At 66.9% G+C, this 13,991-nt stretch carries 14 protein-coding genes; 6 read left to right on the top strand and 8 right to left on the bottom strand.

Going from position 1 to position 13,991, the window contains the following annotated elements; genetic code table 11:
- Positions 1-19: 19 nt before the first annotated feature.
- The 4 genes from chrA to PJ259_RS09955 all read right to left on the bottom strand — a co-directional run bounded on the left by chrA (position 20) and on the right by PJ259_RS09955 (position 3,097).
- Positions 20-1,195: a chromate efflux transporter gene (gene chrA, locus PJ259_RS09970; RefSeq protein ID WP_271655638.1), complete on the bottom strand. Its 1,176-nt coding sequence runs from the start codon at positions 1,193-1,195 to the stop codon at positions 20-22.
- 11 nt (positions 1,196-1,206) lie between these two features.
- On the bottom strand, positions 1,207-1,632 hold the full coding sequence (gene arsC / locus PJ259_RS09965) for an arsenate reductase (glutaredoxin) (RefSeq protein ID WP_271655637.1): 426 nt from the start codon (positions 1,630-1,632) through the stop codon (positions 1,207-1,209).
- The gene (arsB, locus tag PJ259_RS09960; protein ID WP_059315769.1) at positions 1,629-2,675 is read right to left on the bottom strand and encodes an ACR3 family arsenite efflux transporter; all 1,047 of its coding nucleotides are present in this window, start codon (positions 2,673-2,675) and stop codon (positions 1,629-1,631) included. Before arsB ends, arsC begins: the two co-directional genes overlap by 4 nt.
- Before the next feature lie 98 nt (positions 2,676-2,773).
- Positions 2,774-3,097 carry an ArsR/SmtB family transcription factor gene (locus PJ259_RS09955; protein WP_059315768.1) on the bottom strand — a complete coding sequence of 108 codons (324 nt, stop codon included), beginning with the start codon at positions 3,095-3,097 and terminating at the stop codon, positions 2,774-2,776.
- A 234-nt stretch (positions 3,098-3,331) separates the two neighbouring features.
- Between PJ259_RS09955 and PJ259_RS09950 the strand changes: the two genes are divergently transcribed.
- Both PJ259_RS09950 and PJ259_RS09945 read left to right on the top strand, forming a co-directional pair.
- A complete protein-coding gene (locus tag PJ259_RS09950) occupies positions 3,332-3,865 on the top strand; it encodes a GNAT family N-acetyltransferase (RefSeq protein ID WP_271655636.1) in 534 nt (177 codons plus the stop codon).
- Complete coding sequence (locus PJ259_RS09945; RefSeq protein WP_271655635.1) at positions 3,865-5,025, top strand: MFS transporter; 1,161 nt, start codon at positions 3,865-3,867, stop codon at positions 5,023-5,025. Before PJ259_RS09950 ends, PJ259_RS09945 begins: the two co-directional genes overlap by 1 nt.
- Positions 5,026-5,045: 20 nt before the next feature.
- On the opposite strand, the gene PJ259_RS09940 is transcribed toward PJ259_RS09945, so the two are convergent.
- Entirely contained in the window at positions 5,046-6,359 is a 1,314-nt protein-coding gene (locus tag PJ259_RS09940) for a methyl-accepting chemotaxis protein (RefSeq protein WP_059315764.1), read from the bottom strand.
- A 101-nt stretch (positions 6,360-6,460) separates the two neighbouring features.
- Positions 6,461-6,910 carry a manganese-binding transcriptional regulator MntR gene (gene mntR, locus PJ259_RS09935; RefSeq protein WP_271655634.1) on the bottom strand — a complete coding sequence of 150 codons (450 nt, stop codon included), beginning with the start codon at positions 6,908-6,910 and terminating at the stop codon, positions 6,461-6,463.
- A 217-nt stretch (positions 6,911-7,127) separates the two neighbouring features.
- Here mntR and PJ259_RS09930 point away from each other — a divergent pair, with 217 nt between their 5' ends.
- Positions 7,128-8,474 carry an Nramp family divalent metal transporter gene (locus tag PJ259_RS09930; protein WP_059315762.1) on the top strand — a complete coding sequence of 449 codons (1,347 nt, stop codon included), beginning with the start codon at positions 7,128-7,130 and terminating at the stop codon, positions 8,472-8,474.
- A gap of 125 nt (positions 8,475-8,599) precedes the next feature.
- Complete coding sequence (locus PJ259_RS09925; protein ID WP_271655633.1) at positions 8,600-9,607, top strand: hypothetical protein; 1,008 nt, start codon at positions 8,600-8,602, stop codon at positions 9,605-9,607.
- 98 nt (positions 9,608-9,705) lie between these two features.
- Here PJ259_RS09925 and PJ259_RS09920 read toward each other — a convergent pair whose 3' ends face one another.
- A complete protein-coding gene (locus PJ259_RS09920) occupies positions 9,706-10,263 on the bottom strand; it encodes a TetR/AcrR family transcriptional regulator (RefSeq protein ID WP_271655632.1) in 558 nt (185 codons plus the stop codon).
- Between the two features lie 95 nt (positions 10,264-10,358).
- On the opposite strand from PJ259_RS09920, the gene PJ259_RS09915 reads away from it, so the two are divergent.
- Entirely contained in the window at positions 10,359-11,540 is a 1,182-nt protein-coding gene (locus PJ259_RS09915; RefSeq protein WP_271655631.1) for an MFS transporter, read from the top strand.
- Here the strand turns inward: PJ259_RS09915 and PJ259_RS09910 are convergent.
- Positions 11,537-12,472 (bottom strand): DNA/RNA non-specific endonuclease, encoded by a 936-nt coding sequence (locus PJ259_RS09910; protein ID WP_271655630.1) that lies wholly within the window; start codon positions 12,470-12,472, stop codon positions 11,537-11,539. The two genes, PJ259_RS09915 and PJ259_RS09910, sit on opposite strands and share 4 nt — an antisense overlap.
- 156 nt (positions 12,473-12,628) lie before the next feature.
- Here PJ259_RS09910 and PJ259_RS09905 point away from each other — a divergent pair, with 156 nt between their 5' ends.
- Complete coding sequence (locus PJ259_RS09905; protein WP_271655629.1) at positions 12,629-13,984, top strand: OprD family porin; 1,356 nt, start codon at positions 12,629-12,631, stop codon at positions 13,982-13,984.
- Positions 13,985-13,991 lie beyond the last annotated feature (7 nt).

Below are 13,991 nucleotides of genomic sequence, written 5' to 3'. Positions count from 1 at the left end.
GCCGCCAAACGGTAGTGCGCTAAAAGTTCAATAGACTGACGAATAGGACGACCAGTAGCGCGATCAGTACCGGGGACCAGTGGGTACGCAAGAGCAGCGCCAGGGCCAGCGCGGCCAGGGCGACGTCCAGCAGGCCGTGGATGGCACCCGTCCAGACCGGATCGTAGAGCGCCGCCAGCAGCAGGCCGACTACGCCGGCGTTGAGACCGGTCAGGGCGCGTTGCCAGCCGGGGTGCTGGCGCAGGCTCTGCCAGAAGGGCAGGGCGGCGAGCAGGACGAGGGTGCCGGGCAGAAAGATCAGCAGGGTCCAGAGCAGGCCGTTGAACCAGGCGGGGAGCGCCGAGGGCACCAGGGCGCCAAGGTAGGCGGCAAAGGTAAACAGCGGTCCGGGTACGGCCTGGGCGAGGCCATAGCCGGCCAGCACCTGGCCATCGCTGACCAGGCCAGTGGGGACCACCACCGCCTGCAGCAGCGGTAGCACGACATGGCCGCCGCCGAACACCAGGGCGCCGGCGCGGTAGACGCCCTCGCCTAGGCTACCCCAGGCGGGCAACAGCAGAAGCGGCAACAGGAACAGCAGCAGGGCGACGACACCCAGGCGCCGGGAGGGTCCCATTTGTAGGACCAGGGCCGGCGGCGTGGCAGTCGGCGCCAGTGCCAGGCGACCGACCAGGGCGGCAAGCCCCAGCCCCAGTAGCTGACCGGTTGAGCCAGGCAGCCAGAGGGTGAGACCGGCAACGATCAGGGCGACGACGCGGCGCCGGGTATCCGGGCACAGCGTGCGGCCCATGCTCCAGACCGCCTGGGCCACTACCGCCACGGCGAAAACCTTGAGGCCATGCACCGCCGCCGAGTCGGCCAGCTCTGGATAGCGGGCGAGACCGAGGGCGAAGAGGATCAGCAATAGCGCGGAGGGCAGGGTGAAGCCTAGCCAGGCCGCCAGCAGGCCCCCGCCCCCGGCACGGCCCAGACCCAGGGCCATGCCGACCTGGCTGCTGGTGGGGCCGGGCAAGAGCTGGCAAAGGGCGACCAGTTCGGCGTAGGCGGGCTCGTCCAGCCAGCGCCGGCGAACGACGAAGGCCTGGCGGAAATAGCCCAGGTGGGCGATGGGGCCGCCAAAGCTTGTGCAGCCCAGGCGCAGAAAGATCAGGAAGACCTGCCAGGCGCTGTCCTTATCGCGGGCAATGTCGCGCATGGCGGCCCCGATCAGCCGAGCGGCGCGGCAGGCGGTACCACCACCTCGCCGTCTTCCTTGACGAAAGGCCCGCGCTGCGGCTCGGGCAGGATCTCCAGCACCTGCTCCGAGGGCCTGCAGAGCCGGGTGCCCAGGGTCGTCACGACGATGGGTCTGTTGATCAGGATGGGATGGCGCAGCATGGCGGCGATCAGCGCCGCATCGTCCAGTTGCGGATCGTCCAGCCCCAGCTCGGCATAGGGCGTGCCTTTCTGGCGCAGCAGGTCGCGCACGGGCATGCGCAGGTCCGCGATCAGCCGTTCCAGCTGCGCCCGATCGGGCGGTGTCTCCAGGTAGTGGATGACCGTCGGCTCGACGCCGCTGTTGCGAATCAGGCCCAGCACGTTGCGCGACGTGCCGCAGGCGGGGTTGTGATAGATGGTGATGTCGCTGCTCATGGGAGGTCTCGACGGGAGGAGAGGGCGCCACGTTCGTACCAGCCGCGTGAACCGTTCACCAGGCGGACGACCAGCAGCATCAGAGGTACCTCGATGAGGACACCCACCACGGTAGCCAGGGCGGCTCCCGAGTGGAAACCGAACAGGCTGATGGCGGCGGCCACGGCCAGTTCGAAGAAGTTGCTGGCGCCGATCAGCGCCGACGGACAGGCGACGCTGTGGCTTTCGCCCACCAGGCGATTCAGCCAGTAGGCCAGCGCCGAATTGAACAGCACCTGGATCAGGATGGGCACAGCCAGCAGGGCGATCACCAGCGGCTGCGCCAGGATGGCCTCGCCCTGAAAGGCGAACAGCAGCACCAGGGTGGCCAGCAGCGCCGCGATCGAGAGCGGCCCCAGGCGAGCCAGGGCGCGGTCGAAGGCCGCCTGGCCCTGGCGCAGCAGCGCGCGCCGCCAGAGCTGGGCAAGGATCACCGGCAGCACGATGTAGAGGACCACCGAAATCAGCAGGGTGGCCCAGGGCACCGCGATCGACGACAGCCCCAGCAACAGGCCGACGATGGGGGCGAAGGCGAACACCATGAGGGTGTCGTTCAGCGCGACCTGGGACAGGGTGAACAGCGGATCGCCCTGGGTGAGCCGACTCCAGACGAAGACCATGGCGGTGCAGGGCGCCGCCGCCAGCAGGATCAGGCCGGCGATGTAGCTGTCCAGCTGCTCGGTCGGTAGCCAGGGGGCGAAGAGCTGGCGAATGAACAGCCAGGCGAGCAGGGCCATGGAGAAGGGCTTGATCGCCCAGTTGACGAACAGGGTGACGCCGATCCCGCGCCAGTGATGACGTACCTGGCCCAGGGCGCTGAAATCCACCTTGAGCAGCATCGGCACGATCATCACCCAGATCAGCAGGCCGACCGGCAGATTGACCTGAGCCACCTCGATCCGACCGATGAAGCGGAAGAGACCGGGCGCCACCTGGCCCAGGGCGATGCCAGCCAGGATGCACAGCGCGACCCACAGGCTGAGGTAGCGTTCGAAGGTGTTCATGCGGGGGACTGTCGACGGGCAGGAGGGTGGACTGTTCATGGCGGGCCTGGTGGTGGAGGTCGGTGAAAGGTCAGGGGTAGGGGCTTTGCCCGGGTGGGTCAGCAGAGGCAGCGGGCGGTGTCGGTGACCGCGCAGTCGACACCGGCGCAACAGTGCTCGGTGAGATAGCCGAGCAGGGCGTTCATCTGCCCATAGGCGGCGCGATAGATGAGGTTGCGGCCCTGCTGTTCCACCGTGACCAGGCCGGCATTGGCCAGCTCCTTGAGGTGGAAGGAGAGATTGCTGCGCGCCACGTCGAGTTGGTCGGCCAGCAGGCTGGGGGTTAGCCCTTCGGCCCCCGCGACTACCAGGGCACGAAAGACCCGCAGGCGCTGGGCATGGGCAAGAGCGGCAAGGGCGGATACGGCGAGATCTTCATTCATGATTCAATAATACAATGATCGTTGAATGATTGAACAGTTGGTGCTGAGTGTGAGTCGGTGCCGCTGGTCAGCGGTGCAGGTGGCGCAGCGCGTTCAGCACCTGGTGCAACTGGATGACATCGAGCCCGGGCATGCCGAGGTTTTGCTTAGGCCAGGGTTAGTCGAGCACAGCTTTGTCTTTGCCCGGTCCTCCCGGCATGATCGCTTCCTCGACCCCCTGGATGGACAGCCTCCGTGAACACCGATCTGCAGCTGCGCGACGCCACCCTCGCCGATCTACCTGCCATCCAGGCCATCTATGCCCAGCATGTGCTGCATAGCTGCGCCAGCTTCGAGCTGGAACCGCCGGATGTTCTGGAGCTGGAACGTCGGCTCGCCGCCGTGCGCCAGGCTGGTCTGCCCTACCGGGTCGCCGAACGGGACGGCCAAGTGGTGGGCTACGCCTACGCGGTGCTCTACCGTCCAAGACCCGCCTATCGCCATACCGCGGAAGACTCGGTGTACGTGCGTGAAGGTTTCGGCGGCCAGGGCATCGGTCGGCGGTTGCTGGAAGAGGTGGTCGCGGCCTGCACGGCGGCGGGCTTTCGCCAGCTGGTGGCGGTGATCGGCGACAGTGCCAACCAGGGCTCCATCGCCCTGCACCAGCGCCAGGGCTTTCGCACGGTCGGTACCTTCGAGGCGGTGGGCTTCAAGCACGGCCGCTGGGTGGACACGGTACTGATGCAGCTCAGCTTGGGCGAAGGCGATCGCACCCCGGGTACGCGTTGATGACGCCGATGCCGAGCGACCGCGCCATCTGGCAGCTGGGGCTGATGCAGCTGCTGGCCTGGGGCCTGGCCTTCTATCTGCCCGGGGTCTATGGTCCGGCCATGGCGGCGGGGCTCGGCTGGGACGCGCGCTGGGTCTATGGCGGCTTTTCGCTGGCGATGCTGACAATGGGGCTGGTGTCGCCTTTTAGTGGCGCGGTGATCGAACGCCTGGGTGGCTGCCGCACGCTGCAGCTCGGCCTGGTGCTCGATGCCCTGGGCTGTCTGGGTCTCGCGGCCGCTCAATCGGCGCCACTGTTCTACCTGGCCTGGGTCACCTTGGGCGTGGGCATGCGGTTGTCACTGTACGACGCCGCCTTCGCCACCCTGGCGCGGCTGGCAGGGGAGCGCTCGCGGGCAGTGATGGTGCGCATCACCCTGCTCGGCGGCCTGGCCTCGGCGGTGTTCTGGCCCCTGGGCCACTGGCTGCTGGAGGTGCTGGGCTGGCGCCTGGGCCTGGTGGTCTATGCCGGCATCGCCCTGGCCGGCCTGCTGTTGCTCGTGCCGCTGCCCAATGTCCGCGGACGTTTGCCCAGTGCCGAGTTGCCGCCCGCGGTGGCGGGGGGTTCGCCACGCCTGGCTGGGGTGCTGTTCGCCACCGGGATGGCGTTGATCGGCTTTCTTTCGGCGGGGCTCTCGGCCCATCTGCCGGCGCTGCTGGCCGAGCGGGGCGTACCGGTCGGCGTGGCCGCGCTCTGGGGCATCGGCCAGGTTTGCGCACGGCTGGCGGAACTGGCCTCCGGACAGCGGCTGTCGGCGCGCCAGCTCAATCTGCTCCTGGGTCTGGGGCTGCCGCTGAGTTTCGCCCTTGCCCTGGCGAGCGACGGTCATCTTCTATTGACCGCTGGCTTCGTCTTTCTCTATGGCGCGCTCAATGGCCTGGTGGCGGTGCTGCGCGCCAGCCTGCCACTGGAGCTGTTCGACCGGGCGCTCTATGCGCGCCTGACCGGCAAGCTGCTGGCGCCGAGCTTCCTGCTCTCGGCGGCCGCCCCCTGGTGCTATGCCCTGGCGCGGGAGAGCTGGGGTGACCGTGGCCTGCTCGGCCTGTGCCTGCTGGTCAGCCTGGGGGTGACCCTGGCCGCCGTGGGGCTGCTGGGGCGACGGCGACCGGCTCCGGCCTGAGACGGGAGCCGGGGCAGGGCTCAGTTCAGTCGACGAGCGAACTGACCCACCGCACCCACCACGCGCTGGGCACCGTCCTGGATCTCGGTGATGCGGGTGCCGGCGGCGTTGGCCAGCTGCAGGCCCTGTTCCGCCTGGTGCTTGCTGGCGGCCATGTTGGCCACGGCGGTCTGCGCCAGCTGCTGGTTCTGCTGCACCACCCCGACGATCTCCTCGGTGGCCTTGCTGGTACGACCGGCCAGTTGGCGGACCTCGTCGGCCACCACGGCGAAGCCACGACCCTGTTCACCGGCCCGGGCAGCCTCGATGGCCGCGTTGAGGGCCAGCAGGTTGGTCTGCTCGGCGATGCCGCTGATGGTCTTGACGATGGTGCTGATGACCAGCGACTGCTCGCCCAGGGCCTCGATGCCATTGGAGGCCACCTGCAGCTCCTCGGCGATCTTGCGCATCACCGAGACGGTGTCCTGCACCACCTCGGCTCCCTGACGGGCGCTCTCGTCGGTCTGCTGGGAGATGTCGAAGGCCACCTTGGCCGCTTCGGCCACTGCCTGTTCCTGCTCCACCTGCTCGGTGATGACGGTGGCGAATTTCACCACCTTGTACAGCTGGCCACGGGTGTTGAGCACCGGGTTGTAGGAGGCTTCCAGCCAGACCGTGCGGCCGTGGCTGTCGATCCGCTTGAAGCGACTGGCGATGAATTCGCCACGGTTCAGTCGCGCCCAGAACGCCTGGTAATCGGCGGAGTTGGCTTCCTCGCTGGTGCAGAACAACCGGTGGTGCTTGCCCTGGATCTGCTTGAGCGAATAGCCCATGCCCTGCAGGAAGCGGTCGTTGGCGGTGAGCACCTCGCCGGCCAGGTTGAATTCGATGACGGCGGTGGAGCGCAGCAGGGCGTTGATCAGGCCGGAGTGCTCGGTGGAGGTCTCCACCTGCTCGGTACGATCGTTGGCGAAGCAGATGGTCTTGTGGATCCGGCCCTGGGTGTCGCGCAGCGGCTGCCAGGTCGAATAGAGCCAGGCCTCCTGGCCATTGGAGCGCAGCAGGCGATACATGCCACTGGTCTGGGTGCCTTGACTGAGGGCGCTCTTGAGGTCGCGGTAGCAGGGCAATTGTTTGACGTATTCGGGAATGAAGGCGTCCAGCGGACGACCGACCACATTTTCGGGGCGGTAACCCATCTCGCGGCAGAAGCGCTCGTTGACGCGCTCGATGTTGCCACGGTCATCGACAGTAAGACTGAGTGCCTGGCTTTCGAAGCCAGCGTGCAGTTGACGCAGTTCGGCGACCTCGGCCCGTAGTTGGGCGAGCTCGGTCTTCAGATGGCGATTGAACATGGCAGGACACCGACAGAAGTGAAAGTATGACTTCTACTACTTCGACGGTGCCTGGATTTTCTGAAGGGGAAGGCCGCGACTTTCGACTAAAGCCGTAGCCCTCAGGACTGGCGGCTGGCGATGAAGCGCCGGAAGACTTCCAGGGTGGCTTCGCTGACGTGGTGCTCCATGCCCTCGGCATCGCGGCGGGCGGTGTCGGCGTCTACCCCAAGGGTCAGCAGGAAGGTCTCGACCACATGGTGGCGCGCGCGGCTGGCTTCGGCCAGGGCTTCGCCCTCGGGCGTCAGGAAGACCCCGCGATAGGGGCGCTGCACGATCAAGCCGGCGGCGGCCAGGCGCTTGAGCATCTTGGCCACGGTGGGCTGGGCGACGCCGATGCGCGCGGCGATGTCCACCTGGCGCGCTTCACCTCCGTCCCGGATGAGATCGGAAATGAGCTCGACATAGTCTTCGATCAGCTCCTGACGATGCGCCTCGCGGACCTGTTGAAAACCTTCCATATGAATGGATGGATCGACCAACCGATTCAGCAGTTCGTCGTCCTTTGTCATGTTGCCCACCTGAATGACCTTCTCCGCAAGAGCCAAGGCGCTTCGGAGGGAAGCGCTCGGGCGCCATTTTGACCGAGTTGCCGGCGAATACCAAAGATTCCTTCGCCAGTGGGCGTTATCGACGGATGAGATAGAGATTTTTTATTGCTGGATGTGTGAATTTTAGCCTAGGCTAAATTCTCCAAAGGGTAGTCCTACCTTGCCGAACGAGTCAGCCATGAAAGAATCCGCCAGCTACGTCGAACCTGCCTGGCAGGAGCCTTCGTCGTCCGCCCGGCCCAGCCTGGGGCGGATGAATGCCAGTATTCCGGTGCCCGAAGGCGGCAGCTGGTTTCGCCGGCTGTTGGCCTTCGTCGGCCCGGGCTACATGGTTTCGGTGGGCTACATGGACCCGGGCAACTGGGCCACGGACCTCGCGGGTGGCTCGCAATTCGGCTACCTGCTGCTGTCGGTGATCCTGCTGTCCAATCTGATGGCCATCCTGTTGCAGGCCCTGGCCGCGCGCCTGGGCATCGCCACCGGGCTGGATTTGGCCCAGGCCTGCCGCGCCCGTTATTCGCGTCCGGTCAGCCTGCTGCTGTGGCTCGCCTGCGAGATCGCCATCATCGCCTGCGACCTGGCCGAGGTGATAGGCACGGCCATCGCCCTCAATCTGCTGTTCGGCATTCCCCTGATGTGGGGTGCGATCCTCACGGCGCTCGACGTCTTTCTCATCCTGTTGTTGATGAACCGCGGCTTTCGCTGGCTGGAAGCCTTCGTCATCGCCCTGCTGACACTGATCTTCGTCTGTTTCGGCGTGCAGATGGTGCTGGCCCAGCCGTCCCTGGCCGCGGTGTTCGACGGCTTTCTGCCCAAGGCGGAGATCGTCACCAACCCGGCCGCGCTGTACCTGGCCATCGGCATCATCGGTGCCACGGTGATGCCCCATAACCTCTATCTGCATTCGTCCATCGTCCAGACCCGCGCCTATCCGCGAACCGAGGAGGGGCGGCGCATGGGGCTGCGCTGGGCGGTGGCCGACAGCACCCTGGCGCTGATGCTGGCGCTGTTCGTCAACGCGGCCATCCTCATCACCGCCGCGGCCGTGTTCCACAGTGCCGGTCGCACCGACGTGGCCGAGATCCAGGACGCCTATCACCTGCTGTCGCCGATGCTGGGCGTGGGGATCGCCTCGCTGCTGTTCGCGGTCGCCCTGCTGGCGTCGGGCATCAACTCCACCGTCACCGCGACCCTGGCTGGCCAGATCGTCATGGAAGGCTTTCTTTCGCTGCGCATCCCCGACTGGGCGCGGCGCCTGATCACCCGCGGTATCGCCGTCATCCCGGTGGTGGTGGTGACCGGTCTCTATGGCGAGAGTGGCACGGCCAAGCTGCTGGTGCTGAGCCAGGTGGTGCTGTCCATGCAGCTGCCGTTCGCGGTGATCCCGCTGGTGCGCTTCGTCTCGGATCGCCAGCTGATGGGCTCCTTCGTGATCAAGCGCTTCACGGCGGTGCTGGCCTGGGCGGTGGCCGGGCTGATCGTGGTGCTCAACGTGAAGCTGCTGGCCGATATCCTGATGGGCTAGCAGACATCTGAGGTCAGACGACCTTTGGTGGCTCTGGAATGCTGGTTTGGGAACTTGTGAAAGCGCGAGGGTATCCATCCGTTACCACAATAAGTTCTTCCCATGATCCTTCCGGAGCACCTGCCATGTCCTACGACGCCCACCAGACACCTGCCTACCCGGCCACCCGGGCCACCGCCCCCCTGCTCAAGCGCATTTCCTGGAGCTCGATCATCGCGGGCGTGGTCATCGCCCTGACCGTCTCCTTGCTGCTCAGCCTATTGGGCACGGCCATCGGCACCGCCTCCATCGATCCGCAACAGGAAGCCAATCCGCTGGATGGCCTGGGCAAGGGCACCGGCATCTGGGTCGGTGTCAGCGCCGTGGTCTCGGTCTTCATCGGCGCCTGGATCGCCGGTCGCCTGGCGCAACGCGAAGGCGCGCTGCACGGCATCCTGGTCTGGGCCACCGTGACCCTGGTTAGCGTCTATCTGGTGTCCAGCGCCGTGAGTGGCGTGGTGCGCACCGGCGTCAACGTGGCGGGCAGTGGCCTGTCGATGATTGGCAGCGGCCTGTCCCAGGCGGCCCCGGCCCTGACCAACCAGGTTCAGGATCAACTGCGTCAGCAGGGTATCCAACTCGACCTGGGTGATCTGCAGAACGAGCTGGAAACCGCGCTGCGTCAGACCGGCAAGCCCGCCCTGCAGCCGCAGAATCTCCAGCAGCAGGCCCAGGGTGCGAAGCAGGATGCCAAGAACACTGCCCAGAACAGCGCCAACAACCCGCAGCAGACCGATGACCAGCTCAATGCCTTGCTGGATCGTCTGCAGCAGCGTGGCGACCAGGCCTGGAACGCCGCTGACCGTCAGGCTCTGGTCAATCTGATCAAGGCCCGTACCGGCAAGAGCGACGCCGAGGCCAACGCCATCGTCGACAAGGCCCAGCAGACCTACCAGCAGGCCTATGCCAAGTACCAGGAGCTCAAGGCCGAGGCCGAGCAGAAGGCCCGCGAAGCCGCTGACGTGGCCGCACGCAAGGTTTCCCAGGCCAGCTGGGTGCTGCTGATCAGCCTGGTGGTGGGCGGTATCGTCGCGGCCATCGGTGGTGCCCTGGGTCGTCGTACGCAGCCCGTCAACAAAGTAGTCGCTGGCTAAACGCGACCGCTAGCGGACCCCTTCGGGTCCTGCCGCTGGACGAGATGCCCGGACCTGAAAAGGTTCGGGCATCGTCGTTTCCGGGCGGGCGGTTTTCGCTACCGGTCTGGCCGCAACACCCGGGCGAGCAGGTCGAGGCACAGCGGCATGGCCGGGCGCTCGGCACCAAACAGGGTGCGATAGATCAGCGGGGCGACCAGGCCGTCGAGCAGGGCGTCCAGACCTGGCGCCGGTTCGCCGCGCAACCGGGCGCGTTCGAGCATCAGCTCCAGGCGTTCCCGGGTCGGTTCGGTGCAGCGCACCGCGCAGCCCGGATCGGTGGCGGCCAGGGCATCCCTGAGCATGGCCTGGCCAGGCGTCGAGGCGAGGTCGTCCACATAGTGTTCCAGCCAGCGTTCGAGGTCGCCTCTCAGGCTGCCGGTGTCTTCCGGCGGCTGGTCGGGGCGCAGGCGCTGCAGGTCGACATCGGCCAGCAGACTAGGCAGGTTGCCCCAGCGTCGATAGAGCGTGGAAGGGGTGACGCCAGCGCGGGCGGCGATCAGGGGCACCGTCAGAGCGTCTCGTGGCTGCTCTCGCAGCAGCGCCAGGACGGCCTCGTGAATGGCTTGCTGGACGCGGGCACTGCGGCCGCCGGGACGAGCTTGCTTGGTGGTCATGGCGACAGGATACCCGTCCCTTAACGCAAACGCATTGCTTTTGGCGCAGAAAGGGCTCAGGCTTTAAAGCAATTAATTAGCGTTAAGGGATAGGCATGGTCTCCGCGAATGGCTCTTCCACCGCCCGCCTGATCCTGCTGGGCGGGGTGCTCTTTACCTTCCTGGCGGCTTCCAGTGCGCCGACGCCGCTCTATGCCAGCTACCAGCAGGCCTGGGGCTTCTCCACCTTCTGGCTGACCTGGGTATTCGCCGTCTATGCCTTCATCCTGCTCGCCGCCTTGCTGGTGGGTGGGCGGCTGTCCGATCACCTGGGGCGCCGCCCGGTGATCCTGGCGGCGCTGGTACTGGAGATGGGCGCCATGCTGCTGTTCCATCAGGCACAGGGCCTGGCGGATCTGGTGCTCGCCCGCGCCCTGCAGGGGCTGGCGACCGGTATCGCCACCAGCGCCCTGGGCGCGGCTTTGCTCGACGTGGATGCCGGACGCGGCCCCTGGCTGAACAGCCTGGCGCCCTTGCTGGGCATGGCCGGCGGCGCCCTGGGGTGCGGCCTGCTGGTGGAGTTCGCGCCCGCTCCGCTGCAGCTGGTCTATCGGCTGTTCCTGGCGCTCTTCCTGGTGCAGGGCCTGTTGCTGTTGCGCCTGCCCGACCCCCTGGCGCGCCGGCCCGGACTGCTCGCCGCGCTCCGGCCTCAGCTGGCGATACCGCCCCAGGCACGTGCCATGCTGTGGCGGATCTTGCCGCTGGAGTTGGCGGTCTGGGCGGTGGGTGGTTTCTATCTCTCGCTGATGCCGGGGCTGATCAAGACGGCCACCGGCACCTCCTCGATCCTGGTGGGCGGGGTAGTGGTGGCCGGCCTGACCCTGACCGGCGCCGCCAGCCTGCATGGCCTGCGCCACTGGCCTGCCGCGCGGCTGCTGCGCCTGGGCGCGGGCACCCTGGTGGCCGGCCCGGTGCTGCTCTGGCTGGCGGTGGCCAGTGGTCAGCTGGGGCTCTTCGCCCTGGGCACCCTGGTCACCGGGATTGGCTTCGGCAGCGGCTTTCTCGGCGCCACCCGCAGTCTGTTGCCCCTGGCCGAACCGGCCCAGCGAGCCGGCCTGCTGGCGGCCTTCTATGTCTTGAGCTACCTGGCCTTCTGCCTGCCGGCCCTGGCGGTCAGCACCCTGGTGCCCTGGCTGGGCCTCAGCGGGTCCGCTCAGCTCTACCTGGCGGGGCTGATCCTGCTGGCGTCGCTGGGGGTGCGCAACAGCCTGCCGCGCGCCCGCGTCCAGCCAAACTAAAGCCGGATGTCGGCCGGTCCCTGGATGGCCCGCTCGACGGGCCTGCCGGTGGCGCGCTCTTCGTTGGAAAAGCCGTCATGGTCGGCCAGGGGGCCGAAGTCGATGCCGGTCAGCTGCTTGATGCGCAAGACGCTGCACTGGTAGGTGCGCAGGCGGCCAAAGGCGATGGATAGCGCGTCCAGCTCCCGGCGCTGGTCGATGAGGTAGGCACTGGCGGAGGGCTTGCCGTCGTCACCGAGATAGGCCACCACCTTCCAGAAGGCCTCGGGAATCCGGGCGTCGCGATAGACCCGGTCATCCGGGCGCAGCACCGGGCCGCTGAAGATGGTGATGCGTGCCTGCCAGCGCTGGGTGTTGTCGAGCAGATAGTCTTCCAGCTCCAGCCAGGTCTGTTGGTTGAAGGCGGCCATCTGCGGGGCGCAGTTGGTGAAGTGGAAGGTGTCTTGGTTGGCCTGGACGGCCGCGGGGCCCCAGTTGGGATCCTGGCGGCGCACCAGATGACCCCGGTCGAGCAGGTTGTCGACATAGAGCGTCTCGCCGAGCTGGGCCTCCAGCGGCACCCGACCGTCATAGGCCCAGGCATCGCGGCCGCGCTTGACCTCCACATGCTGACCGCCATCGATATTGACGCCGACCCAGAGCGCCATTCGCCGGCTGCGCGAGAGGGTCACGGAAAAGTGGGTGTAGTCCAGGCGGTCAGCGGAGGCGGGCAGGGGATAGACATCGCTGGCCAGGGCCGCGCCCGGGTGCGGCCAGGGGACCAGGAAGCCGCCGAGAAAATCGGCCTGGTAGCCCATGCGATCCGTCAGGCTGACGGCGGGCGTGATGCGGGGTTCGGCACGCAGGCCGGGCAGGGGCTCCGGCAGCAAGGGACGCAGATCGGCGAGACGAGGACGATAGGCGAGATCGACGGCAGGGGACTGGCTGGACATGGGAAACCACGGGCGGCGAGGGGCGAACCACCAGCGCAGCACGGTCAGGTTACCGGACGATGACGGCGGTCAGCGAAGTGGTATGCACAGGCGCTAGCTGGCAAACTCGTTCGTGACCTAACGATTCCCCTTTAAGATCTTGTGAGTGAACCGCCCATGACGCTATCGCTGTTTTCCCCCTTTGCCCGTCAGAGCGTCTGGCTGCTCGGCGTGCCCGGTCTGCTCCTCACCGGTGCCGCCCTGGCCAGTCAGCAGTCCGATGCCAAGGGCTTCGTCGAAGACGGTGACCTGACCCTGCTCCTGCGCAACTACTACTACGTGCGCCAGAACGAAGGCGACGGCCATGGCGCCGAGGCCCGCAACAGCCGCGACCCGCGCAGCTGGACCCAGGCGTTCCTGCTCAACTACACCTCGGGCTTCACCCAGGGCACCGTGGGGGTCGGGGTGGACGCCTACGGCTACCTGGGCCTCAAGCTGGATGGCGGCGATGGCCATGCCAACACCCCGAATATGCCGGTGGACGGCGACGGCAGCCAGCGCAGCGAATTCAGCAAAGGCGGCGCGGCGGTCAAGCTGCGCGTTTCCAACACCGTGCTCAAGTACGGCGACCAGCAGCCCACGGCGCCGGTACTGGCGGCGGGTGGCAACTGGCTGTTTCCCCAGACCGCACGTGGCTGGAGCCTGGTGAGCCAGGAGGTCGATCACCTGGTGCTGGAAGGCGGCCACTTCACCGCCGCCACGGCGCCGCGCACCACCGGCTCGGACGGCGGCATCTTCGCCGGCTACGCGGGGGTCGAGGCAGCCTCGGCCAGCTACGCCGGGGGCGTCTACAAGTTCAGCGATCATTTCAGTGCCTCGCTCTACGCCGGGCACTTTGAGGACGTCTGGGACCAGTACTACGGCAACCTCAACTATGTACTGCCGCTGGCCGCCGGGCGGAGTCTGACCCTCGACGCCAACCTCTATCGCACCCTGGACGCCGGCAGCGCCAAGGCCGGCAGCATCGCCAACACCGCCGGCTCGCTGGCTGCCGCCTTCCAGACCGGCGCCCATACCTTCACCCTGATCCACCAGCGCATCCACGGTGACCAACCCTTCGACTACGCAGTCTTCGGGGCGCCGCTGCCGGGTTCCTTCGGTGATTCCATCCTGCTCGGCAACTCGATGCAGTTCTCCGACTTCAATGGTCCGGGCGAGCGCAGCTGGCAGGTACGCTACGACCTGGACATGGAGAGCTACGGCGTACCGGGGCTGAACCTGATGGTGCGGCATACCCGCGGCAGTGGCATCGACGGCACCCGGATGGCAGCGGACTCGGCCTATGCCGGGCTCTATAGTGATGGCGACAAGGAGCACGAGACGGATCTGGAGGCCAAGTACGTCCTACAGGACGGCCCGGCCAAGGACCTGAGCTTCCGCCTGCGCCAGGCCTGGCATTCCGGCAGCCAGAGCACCGGCGGCACCGTGGCCGAGACCCGGCTGATCACCGAGTATCCGCTGAATATTCTCTGATACCGCT

The sequence above is a fragment of the Pseudomonas sp. JBR1 genome, assembly GCF_028198185.1.
GTDB lineage: Bacteria > Pseudomonadota > Gammaproteobacteria > Pseudomonadales > Pseudomonadaceae > Chryseomonas > Chryseomonas oryzihabitans_E.
Note: the sequence above shows the minus strand (reverse complement) of the source record. Positions and strands in the feature narration are given on the sequence as shown.